Raw genomic sequence first — 20,932 nt, 5'->3', positions numbered from 1 at the left:
CACGCCGGACGGGCGCTATCCGGTGCTCAGATGCTGGCGGCCAGCCGCGCGCCTTGGTCGATGGCGCGCTTGGCGTCCAGCTCGGCGGCGACATCGGCGCCGCCGATCAGGTGCACCGTCTTGCCGGCGGCAAGCAAGGGCTGCTGCAGTTCGCGCAGCGGATCCTGCCCGGCGCAGACGATGACGTTGTCCACCGCCAATACCTGCGCTTCGCCCTTGATGGTCACGTGCAGCCCGGCATCGTCGATCTTGTCGTAGCTGACACCGGCAATCATCTGCACCTTCTTCATCTGCAGGCTGGCGCGGTGGATCCAGCCGGTGGTCTTGCCCAGCCCGTCGCCGACCTTGCTGCTCTTGCGCTGCAGCAGGTAGATCTCGCGCGGGCTGGGGTGCGGCTGCGGCCCCTGCGGCGCCAGGCCGCCGGCGTGCGCCAGCTGCATGTCCACCCCCCACTCGCGCATGAAGGCGGCGGTATCCAGCGAACTGGATTGGCCCTCGTGGCTGAGGAATTCGGCGGTATCGAAGCCGATGCCGCCGGCACCGATGATCGCCACCTTGCGGCCAACCTTCTTGCCGTGCTTGAGCACGTCGAGGTAGCTCAGCACCTTCGGGTGCTCGATGCCGGGGATCGCCGGTAGCCGCGGCGCGATGCCGGTGGCGAGGATCACCTCGTCAAAGCCTTGCAGCTCGGCGGCGCTCACGCGCTGGTTCAGCCGCAGCGTGACGCCGGTCAGTTCGATACGGCGCGCGAAGTAGCGCAGCGTCTCGTGGAACTCTTCCTTGCCCGGGATCTGCTTGGCGACATTGAACTGGCCGCCGATCTCGCTGGCGCTGTCGAACAGCGTCACCGCGTGGCCGCGCCCGGCGGCGATGGTGGCAAACGCCATGCCGGCGGGGCCGGCGCCGACCACCGCCAGTTTTTTCGGCGTGGTGGTTGGCAGATAGTTGAGTTCGGTCTCGCGGCAGGCGCGCGGGTTGACCAGGCAGCTGGTCAGCTTGCCCTGGAAAATGTGGTCGAGACAGGCCTGGTTGCAGCCGATGCAGGTGTTGATCTCGTCGCTGCGGCCCTGTGCAGCCTTGTTCACGAACTCGGCATCGGCGAGGAAGGGCCGTGCCATCGACACCATGTCGGCACAGCCGCTGGCGAGGATGTCTTCGGCCACTTCGGGGGTGTTGATGCGGTTGGTGGTGATCAGCGGAATGCCCACCTTGCCCATCAGCCGTTTGGTGACCCAGGCAAAGCCGCCGCGCGGCACGCTGGTGGCGATGGTCGGCACCCGCGCCTCGTGCCAGCCGATGCCGGTGTTGATGATGGTGGCGCCGGCCTGTTCCACCTGCTGCGCCAGCTGCACCACCTCGTCCCAGCTGCTGCCGTCGTTGACCAGGTCCAGCATCGACAGCCGGTAGATGATGATGAATTCGGCGCCGACCGCGGCCCGCACCGCACGCAGCACTTCCAGCGCGAAGCGGATGCGGTTGTCGAAGCTGCCGCCCCAGTCGTCGGTGCGCTTGTTGGTGTGGCGCACGATGAACTGGTTGATCAGATAGCCTTCCGAACCCATCACCTCCACACCGTCGTAGCCGGCGTCCTGCGCCAGTTTCGCGCAGCGGGCGAAATCGGCGATGGTGCGCTGGATGTCGTCTTCCGACATCTCGCGCGGGCGGTAGAAGTTGATCGGCGCGCAGATCGGCGACGCCGATACCAGGTTTTCCTGGTAGCTGTAGCGGCCGGTGTGCAGGATCTGCAGCGCGATCTTGCCGCCGGCGGCGTGCACCGCGTCGGTGACGATGCGGTGCTGCGGCACCTCGTGCGCGTCGGCCAGCATCGAGGCGCCTTCGGCCACGCGGCCCTCCTCGTTGGGGCCGACGCCGCCGGTGACGATCAGGCCGACGCCGCCGCGCGCGCGCTCGGCGTAGAACGCCGCCATCTTCTCGAAGCCTTGCGGCGCCTCTTCCAGTCCGGTGTGCATCGAGCCCATCAGCACGCGGTTTTTCAGCGTGGTGAAGCCCAGATCCAGTGGTGCCAGCAGGTGCGGATAAGCCGTCATGGTGTTGCCCTCGTGTAGGTTGCGGCGTTGCGGCCAGGGTTGGCCGCAAGGCAAGTTGTTGATTATTGGTTATGTGTCAGCCTTGCTGGCGAAGATACTTACTGATCAGTAAGTTGTCAAACCCGCCATGCGCCGGCGCGGCGGGAGGGCGAGTGCGACGTGCGCGCCGGCTGTCGCGCGCGGCAGCCGGTAATGACAAGACTGCGCCTTTTGCTGGCGAAAAGCGTGGTGGCTGGCGGATAATACGGCACTCGTAAAGACCGCACCGTTTGCAGGGTTGTTGATGCGCCCGGGGCGCTGCGGCCGCCACATTCAGAAACAAGGTACAGCATGACTAATTTGCCCCAATGCCCGCAGTGCAGCTCGGAATTCACCTACCAGGACGGCGCGATGTTCGTCTGCCCCGAGTGCGCCCATGAGTGGTCCGCCGATGCCGCGGCCACGGAAGAGGCCGAGCCGCAGCGCGTGGTGCGCGATGCCAACGGCAACGTGCTGCAGGACGGCGACAGCGTGACCGTGATCAAGGACCTGAAGGTCAAGGGTTCGTCGCTGGTGGTCAAGGTCGGCACCAAGGTGAAGAGCATCCGCCTGGTCGACGGCGATCACGACATCGACTGCAAGATCGACGGCATCGGCGCCATGCAGCTGAAGTCGGAATTCGTCAAGAAAGCCTGATCCGCCGCGCCGCAGACGCTGCGGCAGGGCCGGACACGAGAGAGGGGATGTGATGTGCCAAGCACCACAGAGGCCGGCGGTTGACTGCCACGGCAGCGCGGCGCAGCCGATCGGCCGGCGCCAGTTCGTGAAACTCGCGGCCATGGGCGGCGCCGCGGCGCTGCTGGGCAGCTTCTTGCCGCGTACGGCATACGCCGCCGGCGGCACCGAGGCGCTGCTGCTGTCGTGCATGGATTACCGGCTGGTCGACGACACCGAGCGCTTCATGGCCGGCAAGGGCATGAAGGACAAGTACGACCACATCGTGCTGGCCGGCGCCTCGCTCGGCGCGGTGACCGGCAAGTTCCCGGCGTGGAATACCGCGTTCTGGGAGCACCTCGACGTCGCCATCAGCCTGCACCACATCCACAAGGTGATGCTGCTCGACCACCGCGACTGCGGCGCCTACAAGGTGGTGCTGGGCGAGGACTTCGGCCAGGCGCCGGACAAGGAAACCCGCGTCCATGCCGAAACGCTGATGGTGCTGCGCAAGGCGATCCTGCAAAAGCATCCGCAGCTGCAGGTGGAGAGCTACCTGATGGCGCTGGACGGCAGCGTGCAGCAGATCGTGGCCCGCGCCTGAGCCCGCGCTCACCCCGTCACCGCCGCCCGGCCTTGCCGCCGCGGCGGTTTTTTTGCGGCCAACGTTGGCCGCAAGCGCGCGACGGGCCATAAAAAAACGCCGCTGAGGTCAGCGGCGTTTTGGTGGCAGGGCAGGGACGGGATCAGGCTTCTTCCTTGCCTTCCGGCGGCGCGATCTGTTCGGCGTAGCCGCATTCCTTCTGCGGGCAAACCTTTTCGGTGCCGCGGCGCTTGGTGGTCTTGATGGTCAGAATCGGCCAGTGGCACTGCGGGCACGGTTCGGCCACCGGCGGGTTCCAGGTCGCGTACTTGCACTTCGGATAGGTGTTGCAGCTGTAGAACAGCTTGCCGTAGCGGCTCTTGCGCTCGATCAGGCTGCCGGTCTTGCATTCCGGACACTGCACGCCGGTGTCGCGCGGTTTTTCCAGCGGCTCGATGTGCTTGCACTTCGGATAGTTGGCGCAGCCGATGAACTTGCCGTAGCGGCCCTTCTTGATGTGCAGCTCGCCGCCGCACTCCGGGCAGGTGCGGTCTTCGATGATGGTCGGTGCTTCCGCCTCGGCGGCGGCCTGTTCCGCGGTCTCGCCGACGTTGCGGGTGTAGTCGCAGTCCGGGTAGCCGGTACAGGCGATGAAGCGGCCGCGCTTGCCGAACTTGATCGACAGCGGCTTGCTGCATTTCGGGCAGGCTTCGTCCAGGCTTTCGGTGGTGACTTCGGCGCGGCTGATGCCTTCCTTCTCGGTCAGCTGCTTGGAGAAACCTTTCCAGAAGCTGTCCATCACCGGCACCCACTGCCGCGTGCCGCTGGCAATCTCGTCGAGCTGGTTTTCCAGCTTGGCGGTGAAGTTGTAGTCGACGTACTGCGCGAAGTGCTCGGTCAGGAACTTGTTGACGATGTCGCCGGTGTCGGTTGGGTAGAAGCGCTTCTTGTCCAGGATCACGTATTCGCGATCCTTCAGCGTCGAGATGATGCTGGCATAGGTCGACGGCCGGCCGATGCCGAACTCTTCCAGCGATTTCACCAGCGATGCTTCGGAGAAGCGCGGTGGCGGCTGGGTAAAGTGCTGCTCGCCGTACAGCTTGTCCACCGGCAGCGCGTCGCCTTCGTTCAGCAGCGGCAGCTTGGCGTTTTCTTCATCTTCGGCGTCATCCACGTCTTCCTCGTACACCGACAGGAAGCCGGCGAACACCAGTACTTGGCCGCTGGCGCGGAAGATGCCTTCGCCGACGCTGATGTCGACGCTGGTGGTGTCGAACTTGGCCGGGGCCATCTGGCAGGCCAGCGTCCGCTTCCAGATCATGTCGTAGAGCTTGAACTGGTCGGAGGTCAGGAACGGCTTCATCGCCTCCGGCGTGCGCAGGATGGAGGTCGGCCGCACCGCCTCGTGCGCCTCTTGCGCGTTCTTGGACTTGTTCTTGTACGCCACCGGGTTCTTCGGCAGGTGCTCGGTATCGAAGCGCTCGCCGATGTAGCCGCGGATTTCCTCGACCGCCTCGTTGGCCAGCGCCACCGAGTCGGTACGCATATAGGTGATCAGGCCGACGGTGCCCTGGCCGATGTCCACGCCCTCATACAGCTGCTGCGCGGTACGCATCGCGCGGTCGGTGGTCATGCCCAGCTTGCGCACCGCCTCCTGCTGCAGCGTCGAAGTGGTAAACGGCGCGGCCGGGCTGCGCGATTTCTTTTTCTTCTCGATGCTGGTGACCACCGCGTCGTGGCCCTGCAGGCGGGCCAGCACGCCGGCCTGTTCCGCCTCGTTGGGCAGCGCGAACTGGTCGAGCCGGGTGCCGGCCAGCGTGGTCAGCTTGGCGCTGAACTTGGTGCGGCCCTTGTGGCTGTCCAGGTGCACCGACCAGTATTCCTGCTCGACGAAGGCCTTGATCTCGTTCTCGCGTTCGCAGATCAGGCGCAGCGCCGGGCTTTGCACGCGGCCGGCGGACAGGCCACGGCGGATCTTTTTCCACAGCAGCGGCGACAGGTTGAAGCCGACCAGGTAATCCAGCGCGCGGCGCGCCTGCTGCGCGTCGACCAGATCCTGCGCGATGGCGCGCGGGTTGGCGATGGCGTCCAGCACCGCGTTCTTGGTGATCTCGTGGAACACCACCCGTTGCGCGGTCTTGTCCTTGAGCAGTTTTTTCTTGTTGAGGATTTCCACCAGGTGCCAGGAAATCGCCTCGCCTTCGCGGTCCGGGTCAGTCGCCAGATAGACATGGTCCACCTCGGCCACTGCCTTGACGATGGCATCAACGTGCTTGCTGTTGCGCGCCACGACCTGGTATTTCATCGCGAAGTCTTTTTCCGGATCGACGGCGCCGTTCTTCGGCACCAGGTCGCGGACGTGACCGTAGGAGGCGAGGACTTCGAAGTCCGGACCCAGGTATTTTTTCAGCGTTTTCGCCTTGGACGGCGATTCGACAATCAGCAGGTTTGAGGGCATAACGGTCTGTTTTCGGTAGTGCGCCGGGGGGCACGACAATATTGTGTATTCATCAAACAAAACAAGAGCGCAAGGTTTGCGCTCTTGATCGGGCGTTTTTCCGCTGCGGCCAACCTTTGAGGTCCGCAGCCGGGGCTTAGAACCTGTTCGCGATCTGCTGCGCTTCGGCAATACTGCGTTGAAAACGGCTTCGGAATGCTCATTTACTACTTGTAAATTCCGCTTCCTCAGCCGTTTTCGCCTTGTCTCGCTCTAGCTCGCTAGATCGTGAACACGTTCTTATTGCATCGTGGGTTCGCCGTGCAGTGCGCACAGCAGGTCTTCGCCGAGCAGGATCGGCAGTTCCGCACCTTGCGCCCACAGCACCATCAGTGCGGCCAGCTTGGCGGTGGGCAGGCTGATCTCGTCGTCCGGCATCGCCAGCAGGCGGTCGATCAGCATTTCGCGCTGTGCCGGCGACAGCGCGCCGTTGGCTTCCAGGAACAGGATCAGGCCGCGGATCTCGCCGCTGAGGCGGTCGTTTTCTTCCGCACTGAAGCAGCGGAAACCGCTGCCGGCGTCGGCGCCGTCGTAGCTGCCGTCATTGAGCTGGTTCAGGCCGTCCAGCCAGTCCAGCGCGTCGCTGATTTCCTCGTTTTCAAAGCCGGCCGCTGCCAGCTGGCGACCGAGGTCGTCACGTTCCGGGCAGGCTGCGGGGTCGTTGAATTCTTCGAGAAGATAGGCGAGAACATCAAACATCGTTATTTAATCATCGGGTTAGGTGGGACGGCTTGGCGCCGGTGATCGGCGCTGGTAGCGCCCGCCGTCCAGACTTTCGATGTGTCCGGCCAGCTCAAGCTCAAGAAGCATCGCGTAAAGCTCCCCTGCCGTCAACTTGAGTCGTGCCGCCAGGGTGTCGCTGTCGACCGGGTCGTAGCCGATGGCGGCCAGCAAGGGGTGCGCGTCGGCATCGCTGGCGGCGGGCGTGGCCGTGGCCTTGGCGTAGGGGGCTGCAGGCAGGCGGCCGATCTCGTCCAGCACGTCGTCGGCGCTTTCCACCAGCCGGGCGCCGTCCCGGATCAGGCGGTGGCAGCCGCGCGCCTGCGGGTTGTGGATGGAGCCGGGGATGGCCATCACGTCGCGGCCGGCTTCCAGCGCCAGTCGCGCGGTGATCAGCGAGCCGCTCTGCGGCGCGGCCTCGACCACCAGGCAGCCGCGGGCGAGACCGGCGATGATGCGGTTGCGCTGCGGGAAGTGGCCGGCCAGCGGCGGGGTGCCGAGCGCGAACTCGGACAGGATCAGGCCGTGGCCGGCGATGCGGTGCGCCAGCTCGCGGTTGCGCGCCGGATAGACGCGGTCGATGCCGGTGCCGATCACGGCGATGGTGCTGGCGGCCTCGGGCAGCGCACCCTCGTGCGCGGCGGCGTCGATGCCGCCGGCCAGGCCGCTGACGATGCTGTAGCCGTGCGCGGCCAACCTTTGGGAAAAGTCGCGGGCATTGTCCGCGCCCTGCGGCGTGGCGTGGCGGCTGCCGACCACCGCCAGCATCGGCTGCGCCAGCAGGCTGCGCCGGCCGCGGGCGAACAGCAGCGGCGGGGCGCTGCCGGCTTCGGCCAGCTGGCACGGGTAGTCGTCGTCGTTGAGCGTCAGCAGGTGGCAGTCTGCACCCGCTGCCCACTGCAGCGCCGCCTCGGCGGCGCGGGCGCCGTCACCGGCGTCCAGTGCCGCCAGCGTCTTGCTGTCGAGGATGTCGCGCAGCTGGCCGTGGCCGGCACGGCAGGCGTGGCCGGCATCGCCGAAGCGCTGCAGCAGCTGCAGGAAGCGTTGCGGGCCGATGCCGGGTGTCAGCGCCAGCGTGGCCCAGTCGAGCAGGGTTTGCTGGGTCACGGTTGCGCGATGCGGTCCTTGATCATGATCGGTTGGGTGGCGTCCAGCACCAGCGCGTAGGAGGCCTTGTTGAACACGCGGAACACGATCAGGCGGCCGACTTTCTCGCTGGGCAGGGTCACCTGCTGCTTCTTGTCGACGCTGATCTGGCGCGGTGCGCGGTAGATGCCGAACACGTGGCCGACCTCGACGCCGTCGCGTGCGCCGCGGTTGATCAGCACGTTGAACTGCTGGCCGATCTCGTTGACGCCGGCGTAACTGGTGACGATGCGGCCTTCCAGCTCTGGCGGCGGCTCGTGCGGGGTGTAGTTGAGCAGCGGCGCCGGCATGCTCTTCAGCAGGTGGTCGCCGACCAGCACTTCTTCCGCGATCTTGCGCACGCTGAGGGTGGACACCTCGTCCAGCTTGTCGACCATCAGGTCGCCGCCGTAGGTGGCCTCATGGCCGAGCACCTCGTTGCTGTCCGGGTCGGTGATGGTGCGCCCCAGGCGGTAGGCCTGCCACAGGCCGCCGGAATCCAGCCCCTGGCTGTAGGCGCGGTCGGTGGTGGACAGGATCACGCGGTTGTCGGGGCCGGCGATGATTTTCGGCGACTGCAGGTAGCTGGCCTCGTCCTCGATCAGCAGCGGGCGCTTGAGGAAGGGGTCGATGATCCGGGCCGGGATGGTGGGAATGGCGCTGTCCAGCTGCTCGGCGCGCACCCGCGGCGACAGCTTGACCACGCGCAGCGCGCTGCTGTCCAGGCGCAGCCGCGGCTTGCCGTCGACCATTTCCAGGTACAGCACGTTGCCGGGATAGATCCAGTGCGGGTTTTTCACCTCGTCGCGGTTCATGTTCCACAGCTGTGGCCATTTCCACGGCGCGGTCAGGTAGCGGCCGGAGATGTCCCACAGCGTGTCACCGCGCTTGACCACGTAGCGTTGCGGCGCATCTGGCCGCAGCACCAGGGTGTCGGCAAATGCGGCGGCAGAGAGGCCCAGCGCGAGGATGAGCGGTATAATAGGTTTAAACATTGATGATTTGACCCCACCTGACCGGCACTGGCTCAGTAATTTATAGTGAAACCGGATGCTGGCAACATTATCGTTGCCTGTCACGGCATCCTACAACTGGAATAACGGTTTGATTATGGCACTGCTCAACATTCTGCATTACCCCGACCCGCGTTTGCACAAGGTTGCCCGGCCGGTAACCAGCTTCGACAGCGCGCTGCAGCAGCAGGTCGACAATATGTTCGAGACCATGTACGAGGCCAAGGGTATCGGCCTCGCGGCGACGCAGGTGGATTTCCACCAGCGCCTGATCGTGATCGATATCTCCGAGGACCGCAACGAGCCGCGCGTGTTCATCAATCCGGAGTTCCTGCACAAGGACGGCGAGACGGTGTACGAGGAAGGCTGCCTGTCGGTGCCCGGCATCTACGACAAGGTGACCCGCGCCGAGCACGTCAAGGTGCGCGCGCAGGACGCCAAGGGGGCATTCTTCGAGCTGGAGACCGGCGGCCTGCTGGCGATCTGCCTGCAGCACGAGGTGGATCATCTCGACGGCAAGGTGTTCGTCGAATACCTGTCCGACCTGAAGCAGAACCGCATCCGTACCAAGATGAAAAAGCGCGAGAAGCACACCCTGTAAGCCAGGGACGGCGGCCAGGGTTGGCCGCAAGCTGGTGTCGGGACACGCGCCGCGTGTCCCTTTGCATTTGCAAGGATAGCCCGAATGAAACTGATTTTTGCCGGCACGCCGGTATTCGCCGCCGCCGCATTGCAGGCGCTGCTTGATGCCGGCCACGACATCGCGCTGGTACTGACGCAGCCGGACCGCCCGGCCGGGCGCGGCATGAAGCTGAAGCCCAGCCCGGTGAAGGAGCTGGCGCTGCGGCACGGCCTGCGCGTGGAACAGCCGCTGACGCTGAAGACGCCGGAAGCGCAGGCGCTGGTGGCCGAGGTCAGCGCCGAGGTGATGGTGGTGGCCGCCTACGGCCTGCTGCTGCCCAAGGCGGTGCTGGACATGCCGGCACGCGGCTGCCTCAACATCCACGCCTCGCTGCTGCCGCGCTGGCGCGGTGCGGCGCCGATCCAGCGCGCCATCCTCGCCGGCGACGCGGCAACCGGCATCACCATCATGCAGATGGATGTCGGCCTCGATACCGGTGACATGCTGAGCATCCACACGCTGCCGATTGCGGCCGACGACTCTGCCGCCAGCCTGCACGACAAGCTGGCCGCGCTCGGCGCCGACGCCATTGTCGGCACCCTGGCGCAGCTGGACGGCTGCACGCCGCAGCCGCAGCCGGAAGAGGGCGTTACCTACGCCGCCAAGCTGAGCAAGGAAGAGGCGCGTATCGACTGGACGCAGCCGGCGGCCGACATCGCCCGCGCCATTCGCGCCTACAACCCGGCACCGGGTGCACACACGCTGCTGGGCGGCGAGGCGCTGAAGCTGTGGCAGGCGCACGCCGTGGCCGGCACGGCGCCGGCCGGCGAGGTGCTGCGTGCCGACGTCGACGGCGTGGTGGTCGGCACCGGTGCCGGCCTGCTGGTGCTGACCCAGCTGCAGGCCGCCGGCGGCAAAAGGTTGGCCGCACGCGAGTTTGTCGCCGGTCGCAGCGCGCTGGCGGGAACCCTGCTCGGGGCTTGATATTCCAATGCCGATGCCCCCATATCGGGAGCATGGACTGCTACAAAGGAGGACGCGATGGGCTTTAACTGGCTGAAAACCACCATCCTGATGGCGGCGATCGTGGCGCTGTTCGGGATGATCGGCGGCATGATCGGTGGCCAGAGCGGCATGCTGCTGGCCTTGCTGTTCGGCGGCGTGATGAACGTGTTTGCCTACTGGAACTCCGACAAAATGGTGTTGCGCATGTACAACGCGCAGGAGGTGGATGCCCGCACCGCGCCGGAGCTGTACAACATGGTGGCCGAGCTGGCGCAGCGCGCGCAGATGCCGATGCCGCGCGTGTACGTGATCCACGAGGAGCAGCCGAACGCGTTTGCCACCGGCCGCAATCCGGAGCACGCGGCGGTGGCGGCCACCACCGGCATCATGCGCATGCTCAGCTACCAGGAGCTGCGCGGGGTGATGGCGCACGAGCTGGCCCACGTCAAGCACCGTGACACGCTGATCTCCACCATCAGCGCCACCATGGCCGGTGCCATCTCGGCGCTGGCCAACTTCGCGATGTTCTTCGGCGGCCGCGACGAGGAAGGGCGCCCGGCCAACCCGATCGCCAGCATCGCGGTGGCGCTGCTGGCACCGCTGGCGGCCAGCCTGATCCAGATGGCGATCTCGCGCGCGCGCGAATTCGAGGCCGACCGCGGCGGCGCCGAAATCAGCGGCGATCCGCTGGCGCTGGCCAGCGCGCTGCAAAAGATCGAGTACTACGCGCAGGGCCGCATCATGCCGGCGGCCGAGGCGCATCCGGAAACGGCGCAGATGATGATCATCAACCCGTTGTCCGGTGGCGGTCTCAGCAGCCTGTTCCGTACCCACCCGCATACCGAAGAGCGTATTGCCCGCCTCAATCAGATAGCGCGCAACGGTCGCTGACCGGTATCATTGCACCATTATTTAAAACGGCCACCGTTCCCTGTGCGAACGGTGGCCGGTTTCATTGGAAAGAACCAGACTGACATGCATCGAATCCAGGAGTTGGCCGCGGGCATCATCGCGCGTGTAGAAGAAGGGCGTACCCTGACCGAGGCGCTGGGCAGCATCCAGCGCAGCGAGACCCTGACGCCCGGCGAGCGTGGCGCACTGCAGGACATTGCCTACGGCAGCCTGCGCAATCTCGGCCAGTTGCGCTTCATCCTGCGGGCACTGGTGCCCAAACCGCTGCCGGCGGTGGATGTCGAGCGCCTGCTGCTGGTGGCGCTGTACCAGCTGATCCATACCCGTGCCGCACCGTATGCGGTGGTCGACCAGGCGGTGACGCTGGCGCAGGATCTGGCCGCCGGCCGCCTCAAGGGGCTGGTCAACGGCGTGCTGCGCAACTTCCTGCGCAACAAGGACCAGCTGCTGGCCGATGCCCAGGCCGACAACGAGGCGCGCTACAACCACCCGCGCTGGTGGGTGCAGAAGGTGCGCGCCGCCTATCCGACGCGCTGGACCGACATTCTGGAAAAGAGCAACCGCCATCCGCCGATGACGCTGCGCATCAACCGCCGCCACGGCACCGCCGCCAGCTATGTCGAGGCGCTGCAGGCGTCCGGTCGCGGCGCCAAGGCGCTTGGCGACTACGCGGTGAAGCTGGATGCTCCGTGCAATGTGCGCGACCTGCCGGGTTTTGCCGAGGGCCGCGTCTCGGTGCAGGACTTCGGCGCGCAACAGGCTGCGCTGCGGCTGGATATCGCCGATGGCATGCGGGTGCTGGATGCCTGCGCCGCCCCCGGTGGCAAGAGCGGTCATTTGCTGGAGTTGGCCGATATTCAGCTCACCGCGCTGGACATCGACGCGACGCGGCTGGAACGGGTGGCCGAGAACCTGGCACGCCTGCAGCTGACGGCCACGTTGGCCGCAGCCGATGCCGCCAAGCCGGACAGCTGGTGGGACGGCGTGCCGTTCGACCGTATCCTCGCCGACGTGCCGTGCTCCGCCAGCGGCGTGGTGCGGCGCAATCCGGACATCAAGTGGCTGCGCCGGCCGGACGATTTCGCCGCGCTGGGCCAGCAACAGGCGGCGATGGTGGACGCGCTGTGGCCGCTGCTGGCCAAGGGCGGCAAGCTGCTGTACGCCACCTGCTCGATCATGCCGGAAGAGAACCAGCAACAGCTGGACGCCTTCCTGCAGCGTCATCCGGATGCACGCCTGGCCGGCTCCGAACAACTCTTGCCCTCGGCAGACCATGACGGTTTCTATTACGCGCTGCTGGAAAAAGCTTAAGCAACAGCTGCTACTGTTCGCCAGCCTGCTGTTGCTGGCGCAGGCCGGGCTGTGCCACGCCGCCGACGGCATCGTGGCGCAGCGCTTGCAGCTGGAGGCGCAGGATGGCGCGCTCAGCGTGGCCAGCCGCTATCGCATCACGCTGCCCGCCCAACTGCAGCAGGCGCTGCAACAGGGCGTGCCGCTGACCTTCCGTCTGACCTTCGAGCTGACGCGACCGCGCAGCTCGGCCTACTGGCTGCAGCTGTCACGCTGGTTCGACCCGACCGCCAGCCTCAGCTTCAAGCTGAGCCACTACGGCCTCACCGGCCGCTACCGCGTCACCATCGGCGGCCTGTCCAAGAACTACGCCTCCCTCGACGAAGCGCTGGCCGCGGTCGGCAGCATCGCCGGCTGGAAGGTGATGGACATCGCCGACTGGTCGCCGGCGGAACAGCAGCAGCTGCGCGGCCGGCTGCGGCTGGAGCTGGACCTCGGCCAGCTGCCGCGCCCGTTCCAGCTCAACGCGCTGGGCGCCGATGACTGGGCGATGGATTCCGGCTGGAACAGCATCGCCCCGTCAGGAGGCAACTGATGCGCTATCCCGTCATCGCCACCGCCTTCGGCTTCGTGCTGCTGTACCTGCTGGCGATTTCCACCGGCAATACCTCCAAGCTGGCGGAATACTACTGGTGGGTGTTCGGCCTCAACGCCTTCGGCCTGGTCGGCCTGTTGGCGGTGGTGGCGCGGCAGATGCTGCGCCTGCGCCGGCGGGTGAAGAGCCGCGAGTTCGGCGCCAAGCTGACGCAGAAGCTGGTGGTGATGTTCACCCTGATCGCGCTGCTGCCGGGCATGCTGGTGTTCACCGTCTCCGCGCAGTTCCTGACGCGCAGTATCGAGAGCTGGTTCAACGTCGAGGTGGAAAACGCGCTCGACCGCGGCCTGGAGCTGGGGCGCAACGCGCTCGGCTTCGTGCTGTCCGATCTCAGCCGCAAGTCGCGGCTGGTGGCACGCGACATCGCCGACTACAGCGACCACAGCCTCAACAGCCAGCTGCTGCGCATGCGCGAGCAGCTGGGGGTGCAGGAGATCGCGGTCTACAACCAGCAGGGACGGCTGCTGAGCTTTGCCGGGCCGGATGACGTGCGCTACCTGCCACGGGCGCCGGATCCGGACGTGCTGCGCAGCCTGCGCCAGCGCAAGAGCCACGAGATCATCGACAGCGATCCCGACGGCACGCTGGAGCTGAAGGTGCTGCTGTCGTACCGCAGCTACGTCAACGACCAGACCCAGATCATCCAGATCATCCAGCCGGCGCCGGTGGACATCGCCCGCGACGCCGAGCTGATTGAGGACGCACGCGCCGAGTACCGGCAGCTGGTGCTGTCGCGCGACGGCCTGAAAACCTTCTACATGCTGACGCTGGCGCTGGTGTTCCTGCTGGCGCTGACCGCGGCGCTGGCGTTTGCGCTGTTCATCTCCGAGCGGCTGTCGGCGCCGCTGTCGGAGCTGGCGGCCGGCACCCGCGCGGTGGCGCAGGGCGACTTTTCCAAGCGCCACCCTGTGTACCGCAAGGACGAGCTGGGCATCCTCACCACCATGTTCAACCGCATGACGCAGCAGCTGGACGAGGCGCGGCTGACCGCCGACGAGAGCCGGCGGCTGCTGGAATCGGGCAAGCTTTACCTGGAGAGCATCCTCGCCAACCTGTCGACCGGGGTGATCGCCTTCGACTACAACTGGCAGCTGCGTGCGGCCAACACCAGTGCCTCGCGCATTCTCGGCGTCGACTTCGGCGAGCTGTCCGGCCACGAGCTGCAGGTGTGGCCGGTGCTGCGCCCGGAACTGTCGCCGCTGGTGGAGACCATCCTGCGCGAGGCGGCGACCACCAATCCGCACGACTGGCAGCAGCAGATCGACTACCTCGGTGCCCAGGGAGCGCGGCAGCTGGTGGCGCGCGGCGCCATCCTGCCGGAACAGCCGGCCACCGGCTACGTGGTGGTGTTCGACGACATCACCGAGCTGGGCCGCGCGCAGCGCGATGCGGCGTGGGGCGAGGTGGCGAAACGGCTGGCGCACGAGATCCGCAACCCGCTGACGCCGATCCAGCTGTCGGCGGAACGGCTGGCGATGAAGCTGGCCGACAAGCTGCAGCCGTCGGACGCCGAGATGCTGAAGCGCGCCACCGATACCATCATCAAACAGGTGACCGCGCTCAAGGGCATGGTCGACGCTTTCCGCGATTATGCGCGGGCGCCGAAGATCAAACTGGTCAAACTGGAGCTGAATACGCTGCTGCGCGAGGTGCTGGTGCTGTACGAAAGTAACCCCGCGCTGAAGGTGGATTTAAGCCTGCAAGCCTTGCCAGTCATGGGGGACGCGGCTTTGCTGCGTCAGGTGCTGCACAATCTTTTGCAGAACGCACAAGATGCAATCCTTGACGCTGACATCCCGATGATTCAAATTAGCACCCGACTAGAAGGAAGGAACGTGCTCGTCTGCGTAGAGGACAACGGTGTTGGCTTCAGTCCGGACATCCTTCCCCGTGCGTTTGAGCCTTATGTAACCAACAAGGCCAAGGGGACAGGATTGGGACTGGCCGTGGTGAAAAAGATAGTGGAGGAACACCATGGACAGATCACCCTTGCCAATGCACAGAGCGGCGGTGCGCGCATCCTTCTCACCCTGCCCTTGCTGGAGGCTTAATGCGAAGCAGCGATATTCTGATTGTTGATGACGAGATCGGTATCCGGGAGCTTCTCTCGGAGATTTTGCAGGACGAAGGCTATACCGTCGCGCTGGCTGAAAATGCCGAAGTGGCTCGTCAATTGCGCAACCAGACCCGACCGGCGCTGGTGCTGCTGGATATCTGGATGCCGGATTGTGACGGCGTCACCCTGCTCAAGGAGTGGGCCAAATCCGGACAACTGAACATGCCGGTGGTGATGATGTCTGGTCACGCCAGCATCGACACCGCCGTTGAGGCAACGCGCATCGGTGCCTTCGATTTCCTCGAAAAACCGATTGCCCTGCAGAAACTGTTGACCACGGTGCAGCGCGCGCTGAAATACGGCGACATGCAGGCCAATACCTCGCTCAATCTCGACAAGATGGGCAAGAGCGAAACCGTGCAGGAGCTGAAGAAGCAGCTGGAACGGGTGTCGAAACTGAAGTCGCCGGTGCTGCTGACCGGTGAATCCGGCGCCGGCTTCGAGCTGGTGGCGCGCTTTTTCCACCAGGGCAATACGCCGTGGGTGACCCCGGCCAAGGTGGAGCAACTGGCCGACGCGCCGCTTGAATTGCTGCAGAAAGCCAATAACGGCGTGTTGTTCCTGCCGGAAATCGGCCAGTACAGCCGCCGGACGCAGCAGGGTCTGCTGTTCCTGCTGTCCAAGCTCGACCGCTTCAATGTGCGGCTGATCTGTTCCTGCAGCCGTCCGCTGCAGGAGCTGCTGGTCGATCCGGAGTGCGACAACCGCATGCTGACCGCGCTGTCCAGCGTGATCGTGCCGATCCCGGCGCTGCGCGAGCACCCGGAAGACATCACCTCGATCGCCGAGCAGATCCTGCACGAGCTGGTGGAGTCGAAGCAGGTGCCCAGCCGCAAGCTGACCACCGCGGCGCTGAACGCGCTGCGCCAGTACGACTGGCCGGGCAACCTGGAGCAGCTGCGCAGCATCATCAAGAGCCTGGCGCTGACCGCCGAATCCGGCGAACTGGACGCGCCGGAAGTGAACAAGGTGCTGGCGCAGTTCCGCCACGACAAGCCGGCGGAAGAAACCGGTTTCGATTTCAGCCTGCCGCTGCGCGAACTGCGCGAACAGCTGGAACGCCGCTATTTCGAGTACCACATCGTGCTGGAAAACGGCAACATGAGCCGGGTGGCGCAAAAGGTCGGCCTGGAGCGCACCCACCTCTACCGCAAGCTGAAGCAGCTGGGCGTCAAGTTCAGCCGCAAGGGTGCGGAAGAATAAAACCTGAATCAAGATCAAGGGAGATGGCCGCGTTTGCGGCCATTTTTGCATCATGACGCAAGAACTGAACGACGCAGCCCTGCTGCGCTACAGCCGGCACATCCTGCTGCCGGAAATCGACATCGACGGCCAGCAGCGCCTGCTGGCCGCAAGGGTGCTGGTGGTCGGCGCCGGTGGTCTCGGCGCGCCGGCGCTGCTGTATCTGGCCAGTGCCGGTGTCGGCCAGCTGACGCTGGTCGACGACGATACCGTGGAGCTGACCAACCTGCAGCGGCAGATCATCCACGACATGGGCACGCTGGGGCAGAAAAAGGTGGATTCGGCGGCGGCAAGGTTGGCCGCCATCAATCCGGACGTGCAGTTGCGGCTGCTGGCCGAGCGGCTGGCCGGCGAACGGCTGGTGACGGAAGTGGCGGCGCACGATCTGGTGCTGGACTGCTCCGACAACTTCGCCACCCGCCACGCCATCAACCGCGCCTGTGTGGCGGCCAGGGTGCCGCTGGTGTCCGGCGCCGCGGTGCGCTTTAGCGGCCAGCTGGCGGTGTACGACGTGCGCGACGACGCGTCGCCGTGCTATCACTGCCTGTTTCCGGACGAGGGTGAGGCCAGCGACGGGCCGTGCGCCACCTTCGGCGTGCTGGCACCGCTGGTCGGTGTCATCGGCAGCCTGCAGGCGGTGGAGGCGATCAAGCTGCTGGCCGGGCGTCGTCCGGCGTTGGGGCAGCTGACGCTGTACGACGCGCTGGACGGCAGCTTCCGCCAGCTGAAGGTGCCACGCGATCCGGATTGCCCGGTGTGCGGCCAACGTTGTCACTGACTGCGGCATGAAAAAAGCCGTTGCCATCGAAAGATGGCAACGGCTTTTTTGCTGCCTGCGCGATCAGGCCTTCAGGTTCTGCTCGATCAGCTGGTGCAGTTCGGTGAAGTCCGGCTCGCCGACATAGCGCTTGATGATATTGCCTTGCTTGTCGATCAGCACCGAGGTCGGGGTCAGCTGCACCTCGCCGAACGCCTTGGCGATGCTGCCGCTGCTGTCCAGCGTCACGAAGAAGGGCAGCGCGGTGTCCTTGACGTAGGTCTGCACGTAGTTGGGCGGGTCGTAGCTCATCGCCACCGCCACGGTTTCGTAGCCTTGCGGCGCGTACTTCTCGTGGGTGGCGCGCAGTTTCGGCATTTCGGCCATGCAGCCGCTGCAGCTGGTGGCCCAGAAATTGACCAGCACCACCTTGCCTTTCAGGCTGTCGGTGCTGGCGGTCTGGCCCGACAGGTTGGTGTAGTGGACTTGCGGCGCCTGCGGCTTGTTGAACAGCGCGAGGTAGGCGACGATGGCGAGTACGGCGATGCCGACCAGTGCCAGTATCCATTTTTTCATGACTGAGTCTGTCCTGTTGCGAAGGCGGTGAGGATCAGGCTTGGTGTTGCAGCCCGGTCAGAAGTTCCCGCAGTTTACCCTCGATCGCCACCGCCTTGTTCTGCTTGCCGTCAAACGCGACGAAGGTGACGTCGGCCTCGGCCACCACCGTGTCGCTGCCGGCCAGCTTCACGCACTGGTGGATCACCGCGCTGCGGTTGCCGACCGACTTGACCGCGGTCTCGATCGCCAGCTGGTCGTTCATGGTCGCCGGGTAGCGGTAGTCGATGTTGATATTGACCACGATCAGCGCGATGCCGGAGCTGAGAAAGGCCGGCAGGTCGGCGCATTCCTCGAAGAAGGTCCAGCGCGCTTCTTCCAGGAACTCGAGGTAGCGCGCATTGTTGACGTGGCTGTACAGGTCGAGGTGGTAACCGCGGACCTTGATGCTGGTGCTGTGAATCATGATTGCCCCTTCGTGTGGGAGTGCCGTTGCCGGCAAGGTGGTGTCAGTTTTTGTTGCCGTGCCGGCGGTGAGCAGCCGGCGCCGGCGCTTACTGACTATCCAGATCAAACGGCTGGAACGCCTCGCGTGCCAGCGGGCTGCTGACCAGATCGGTCAGTACCGGGTGGATGTCGATGTCGAACCAGTCCATGAACAGCGCCGCGCTGAGCGTCGGCGGCCACAGCGTGTCGTCCTCGCACCAGTCGGCCAGCTCGGCGCTGAACAGTGTGTGGTAGTGCTCGGCGAGGAAATCGGCGGGGTCGACGTCGTCGACGTGCGGGATCAGCAGTGCATTGCCGTTGCGGCGCAGCTCGTCCAGCGCCACGACCGGGGCGCCGGGCAGGCTGCCCAGCCAGTCGGCGAACGGCTGACGCGGTTTCAGAATGACAACGCTGCGATTGACTTCAAACATGGTGGATCCTGTATCAATTGGCGGAGAGCTGGTTGGCGGTGGTGAAGCTCCATTTGCGTACCACTTCAAGGCTGCGGAATTCTGCGGCCAACGTTGGCGGGAACGGGGCGTAGGGGGCGGCCATGCGCACGATGTTCTGCGCGGCCTGGTCCAGCACCGCGTGGCCGGAGCTGCGCAGCAGGCGCACTTCCTGCAGCGCGCCGTCGGCGCGGATCACCACCGCCAGCTCCAGGCTGCCGTACAGGTTCTGCGCCCGCGCTTCTGCCGGGTAGTTGCGTTTGCCGATGCGTTCGATTTTCAGGCGCCAGTCTTCGACGTAACGCGCCCAGCTGACCCCGGTGGCGCTGACGCCGAACACCGCCTTGGCCTTGTCCTGCGCTTCGCCACCGGCGGTATTGGCGTTGCTGCCCAGCTGCCGCGCCTGGCTCAGCCAGTCCTGGGCGCTGCGCGGCGCCGCTTCCGGGGCGGGAGGTGGCGTGGTGTAGCCGGACTGTGCACGGCTGAGCACCGTGGTGGACTCGGCCTTGGGGGCGGCCGGCGCCGGCGTGGCCTTGACGCTGGCGGCAGCGGTGGTGGTGGCGACTGCCGCCGGCGCGGACTTGGCGGCCGGAGCGGCGCTGCCGGCCTCGCTGTCGTGTTGCGCCAGTTGCGTTGCCAGCGACGGCGGGGCGCTGGCCGGCGGCGTCGCCAGCAGCGTGACTTGCAGCGCCGCCGGCTGCCATGACGGAATGCGGGGCAGGCCGTGCCGGCCGACGGCGAGCAGCAACAGTAAATGCAGCGCCAGCGATACCAGGATCGCGGCATGAAACAGCGATTTGTCCGGTGGCGCTGGCGTAGGTGTGAAACGTGTCATGGTGAGCGTGCGGTTACACTTTGCGGCAGTGTATCACGCGCGCCGCGGCCTCAGTTTTCCAGCAGGCTGCGCAGCATCCATGCCGTCTTTTCATGCACTTGCAGGCGCTGGGTCAGCAGGTCGGCGGTCGGCTCGTCGTTGGCCGGCTCAGTTACCGGGAACAGCGAGCGCGCGGTGCGGCAGACCGTCTCGTGCGCCTGCACCAGCTCGCGGATCATGTCCTGCGCCTTGGGCACGCCCTGGCTTTCGGCGATCGAGGTCAGGCGCGCGTAGTCGCCGTAGCTGCCGGGGGCGACGTGGCCCAGCGCGCGGATGCGCTCGGCGATCTGGTCGACGGCCAGCGCCAGTTCGTTGTACTGCTGCTCGAACATCAGGTGCAGCGTCTGGAACATCGGGCCGGTGACGTTCCAGTGGAAATAGTGGGTCTTCAGATACAGGGTGTAGGTGTCGGCCAGCAGTTTCGACAGGCCTTCGGCAATGCGGGTACGATCCTGTTCGCTGATTCCAATATCCATGGTGATCTCCTGTCTTTATGGGTGTCGTTGCAGTATACGCCCGATTTACAATAGCCTTTTTTGAGGTGGGGCAGGCATGAACCCCTGGTTAACTTCGCAGCCGGACGGTATCCGGCTGACCTTGCACCTGCAACCCGGCGCGCGCAAGACGGCACTGGCCGGCGAGTACGGTGACGCGCTGAAGATCAGGTTGGCCGCACCGCCGGTGGAGGGCAAGGCCAATGCCGCGCTCTTGCTGTGGCTGGCGCAGGCGCTGGCGGTGTCCAAGTCGTCGGTGACGCTGCTCAGCGGCGAGCGCAACCGCCACAAGATCGTCGCCATCCGCGGCATCGATGCCGCCACGGCACTGGCGCGCCTGCAGGCCTTAATGCAACCGTGAGTTGGGATCGACGGTCTTGTCGACGCGCTGGTATTCGCCTTCGATGATGTCGCCGCCGGCGCTGCCATCCGCGGCCGGCGGTGGCGACGGCGGTGCCATGTTCGCCAGTGTCGGGCCGCGCCATGGCAACATCAGCAGCAGGGCCAGCACGTCGCTGATCAGGCCGGGAATGGCAAACAGCAGGCCGGCCAGCATCACGCGCAGCGGCCACAGCAGGGCGAGCAGCGACACCTGGCCCTGTTTCAGCACCGAGCCGATGGTCAGCAGGCTGGCCAGCTTGCTGTTGCGCATCATCGCCACGCCGAGCAGCACGGTGAACAGAAGCCAGGCGATGGTCCAGCCGCCGCCGATGGCGTCGGCCAGCGTGATCAGCGAGAAGATCTCGGCAAACGGGTATAGCAACAATACGATCAGAAACGCACGCATAAAACAGGT

The 20,932-nt window shown here is 65.6% G+C and carries 22 protein-coding genes; 11 read left to right on the top strand and 11 right to left on the bottom strand.

From position 1 onward, the window contains the following. Window positions 1-26: 26 nt before the first annotated feature. Complete coding sequence (locus tag ACG97_RS06970; protein WP_047966626.1) at window positions 27-2,048, bottom strand: NADPH-dependent 2,4-dienoyl-CoA reductase; 2,022 nt, start codon at window positions 2,046-2,048, stop codon at window positions 27-29. Between the two features lie 330 nt (window positions 2,049-2,378). Here ACG97_RS06970 and ACG97_RS06965 point away from each other — a divergent pair, with 330 nt between their 5' ends. After that, window positions 2,379-2,723, top strand: coding sequence for a zinc ribbon domain-containing protein YjdM (locus tag ACG97_RS06965; RefSeq protein WP_047966625.1), 345 nt, complete (start codon window positions 2,379-2,381; stop codon window positions 2,721-2,723). 52 nt (window positions 2,724-2,775) lie between these two features. Next, on the top strand, window positions 2,776-3,345 hold the full coding sequence (locus ACG97_RS06960; RefSeq protein WP_047966624.1) for a carbonic anhydrase: 570 nt from the start codon (window positions 2,776-2,778) through the stop codon (window positions 3,343-3,345). Between the two features lie 142 nt (window positions 3,346-3,487). On the opposite strand, the gene topA is transcribed toward ACG97_RS06960, so the two are convergent. From topA to ACG97_RS06940, 4 genes are all read right to left on the bottom strand, one after another. Further along, window positions 3,488-5,782 (bottom strand): type I DNA topoisomerase, encoded by a 2,295-nt coding sequence (gene topA / locus ACG97_RS06955; RefSeq protein WP_047966623.1) that lies wholly within the window; start codon window positions 5,780-5,782, stop codon window positions 3,488-3,490. Window positions 5,783-6,061: 279 nt separating this feature from the next. Further along, window positions 6,062-6,520, bottom strand: a complete 459-nt coding sequence (locus ACG97_RS06950; protein WP_047966622.1) for a DUF494 family protein — start codon at window positions 6,518-6,520, stop codon at window positions 6,062-6,064. An 18-nt stretch (window positions 6,521-6,538) separates the two neighbouring features. Then, the gene (dprA, locus tag ACG97_RS06945) at window positions 6,539-7,648 is read right to left on the bottom strand and encodes a DNA-processing protein DprA (protein WP_238377282.1); all 1,110 of its coding nucleotides are present in this window, start codon (window positions 7,646-7,648) and stop codon (window positions 6,539-6,541) included. Beyond that, on the bottom strand, window positions 7,645-8,661 hold the full coding sequence (locus ACG97_RS06940) for a LysM peptidoglycan-binding domain-containing protein (RefSeq protein WP_047966621.1): 1,017 nt from the start codon (window positions 8,659-8,661) through the stop codon (window positions 7,645-7,647). Before ACG97_RS06940 ends, dprA begins: the two co-directional genes overlap by 4 nt. Window positions 8,662-8,776: 115 nt before the next feature. Here ACG97_RS06940 and def point away from each other — a divergent pair, with 115 nt between their 5' ends. The 8 genes from def (at window position 8,777) to ACG97_RS06900 (ending at window position 17,299) form a co-directional block, all read left to right on the top strand. Beyond that, window positions 8,777-9,280: a peptide deformylase gene (gene def / locus ACG97_RS06935; protein ID WP_047966620.1), complete on the top strand. Its 504-nt coding sequence runs from the start codon at window positions 8,777-8,779 to the stop codon at window positions 9,278-9,280. Window positions 9,281-9,364: 84 nt separating this feature from the next. After that, on the top strand, window positions 9,365-10,285 hold the full coding sequence (gene fmt / locus ACG97_RS06930) for a methionyl-tRNA formyltransferase (RefSeq protein WP_047966619.1): 921 nt from the start codon (window positions 9,365-9,367) through the stop codon (window positions 10,283-10,285). A 57-nt stretch (window positions 10,286-10,342) separates the two neighbouring features. After that, window positions 10,343-11,197, top strand: a complete 855-nt coding sequence (gene htpX / locus ACG97_RS06925) for a zinc metalloprotease HtpX (RefSeq protein ID WP_047966618.1) — start codon at window positions 10,343-10,345, stop codon at window positions 11,195-11,197. An 84-nt stretch (window positions 11,198-11,281) separates the two neighbouring features. Further along, on the top strand, window positions 11,282-12,529 hold the full coding sequence (rsmB, locus tag ACG97_RS06920; protein ID WP_047966617.1) for a 16S rRNA (cytosine(967)-C(5))-methyltransferase RsmB: 1,248 nt from the start codon (window positions 11,282-11,284) through the stop codon (window positions 12,527-12,529). Beyond that, a complete protein-coding gene (locus tag ACG97_RS06915) occupies window positions 12,492-13,103 on the top strand; it encodes a DUF4390 domain-containing protein (protein ID WP_047966616.1) in 612 nt (203 codons plus the stop codon). Before rsmB ends, ACG97_RS06915 begins: the two co-directional genes overlap by 38 nt. After that, on the top strand, window positions 13,103-15,214 hold the full coding sequence (locus ACG97_RS06910; protein WP_047966615.1) for a PAS domain-containing sensor histidine kinase: 2,112 nt from the start codon (window positions 13,103-13,105) through the stop codon (window positions 15,212-15,214). The genes ACG97_RS06915 and ACG97_RS06910 overlap by 1 nt, the downstream gene beginning before the upstream one ends. Continuing rightward, window positions 15,214-16,482 carry a sigma-54 dependent transcriptional regulator gene (locus ACG97_RS06905; RefSeq protein ID WP_047966614.1) on the top strand — a complete coding sequence of 423 codons (1,269 nt, stop codon included), beginning with the start codon at window positions 15,214-15,216 and terminating at the stop codon, window positions 16,480-16,482. Before ACG97_RS06910 ends, ACG97_RS06905 begins: the two co-directional genes overlap by 1 nt. A gap of 52 nt (window positions 16,483-16,534) precedes the next feature. Continuing rightward, window positions 16,535-17,299 carry a molybdopterin-synthase adenylyltransferase MoeB gene (locus ACG97_RS06900; protein ID WP_047966613.1) on the top strand — a complete coding sequence of 255 codons (765 nt, stop codon included), beginning with the start codon at window positions 16,535-16,537 and terminating at the stop codon, window positions 17,297-17,299. Between the two features lie 63 nt (window positions 17,300-17,362). Here the strand turns inward: ACG97_RS06900 and ACG97_RS06895 are convergent, their stop codons facing one another. The 5 genes from ACG97_RS06895 to ACG97_RS06875 all read right to left on the bottom strand — a co-directional run bounded on the left by ACG97_RS06895 (window position 17,363) and on the right by ACG97_RS06875 (window position 20,118). After that, complete coding sequence (locus ACG97_RS06895; RefSeq protein ID WP_047966612.1) at window positions 17,363-17,854, bottom strand: peroxiredoxin; 492 nt, start codon at window positions 17,852-17,854, stop codon at window positions 17,363-17,365. 34 nt (window positions 17,855-17,888) lie between these two features. Next, window positions 17,889-18,299 (bottom strand): thioesterase family protein, encoded by a 411-nt coding sequence (locus ACG97_RS06890; protein WP_047966611.1) that lies wholly within the window; start codon window positions 18,297-18,299, stop codon window positions 17,889-17,891. A gap of 88 nt (window positions 18,300-18,387) precedes the next feature. Continuing rightward, window positions 18,388-18,750, bottom strand: a complete 363-nt coding sequence (locus ACG97_RS06885; protein WP_047966610.1) for a hypothetical protein — start codon at window positions 18,748-18,750, stop codon at window positions 18,388-18,390. Window positions 18,751-18,763: 13 nt separating this feature from the next. After that, window positions 18,764-19,603: an energy transducer TonB gene (locus tag ACG97_RS06880; protein WP_047966609.1), complete on the bottom strand. Its 840-nt coding sequence runs from the start codon at window positions 19,601-19,603 to the stop codon at window positions 18,764-18,766. A 50-nt stretch (window positions 19,604-19,653) separates the two neighbouring features. Next, window positions 19,654-20,118: a Dps family protein gene (locus ACG97_RS06875; protein ID WP_047966608.1), complete on the bottom strand. Its 465-nt coding sequence runs from the start codon at window positions 20,116-20,118 to the stop codon at window positions 19,654-19,656. Between the two features lie 76 nt (window positions 20,119-20,194). On the opposite strand from ACG97_RS06875, the gene ACG97_RS06870 reads away from it, so the two are divergent. Beyond that, entirely contained in the window at window positions 20,195-20,497 is a 303-nt protein-coding gene (locus ACG97_RS06870) for a DUF167 family protein (protein WP_047966607.1), read from the top strand. Here ACG97_RS06870 and ACG97_RS06865 read toward each other — a convergent pair. Further along, entirely contained in the window at window positions 20,483-20,923 is a 441-nt protein-coding gene (locus ACG97_RS06865; protein WP_047966606.1) for an FxsA family protein, read from the bottom strand. The two genes, ACG97_RS06870 and ACG97_RS06865, sit on opposite strands and share 15 nt — an antisense overlap. Between the last annotated feature and the right edge of the window lie 9 nt (window positions 20,924-20,932).

This window comes from Vogesella sp. EB (genome assembly GCF_001037925.1).
Taxonomy (GTDB): domain Bacteria; phylum Pseudomonadota; class Gammaproteobacteria; order Burkholderiales; family Chromobacteriaceae; genus Vogesella; species Vogesella indigofera.
This window is presented reverse-complemented; position numbering and strand designations above follow the sequence as displayed.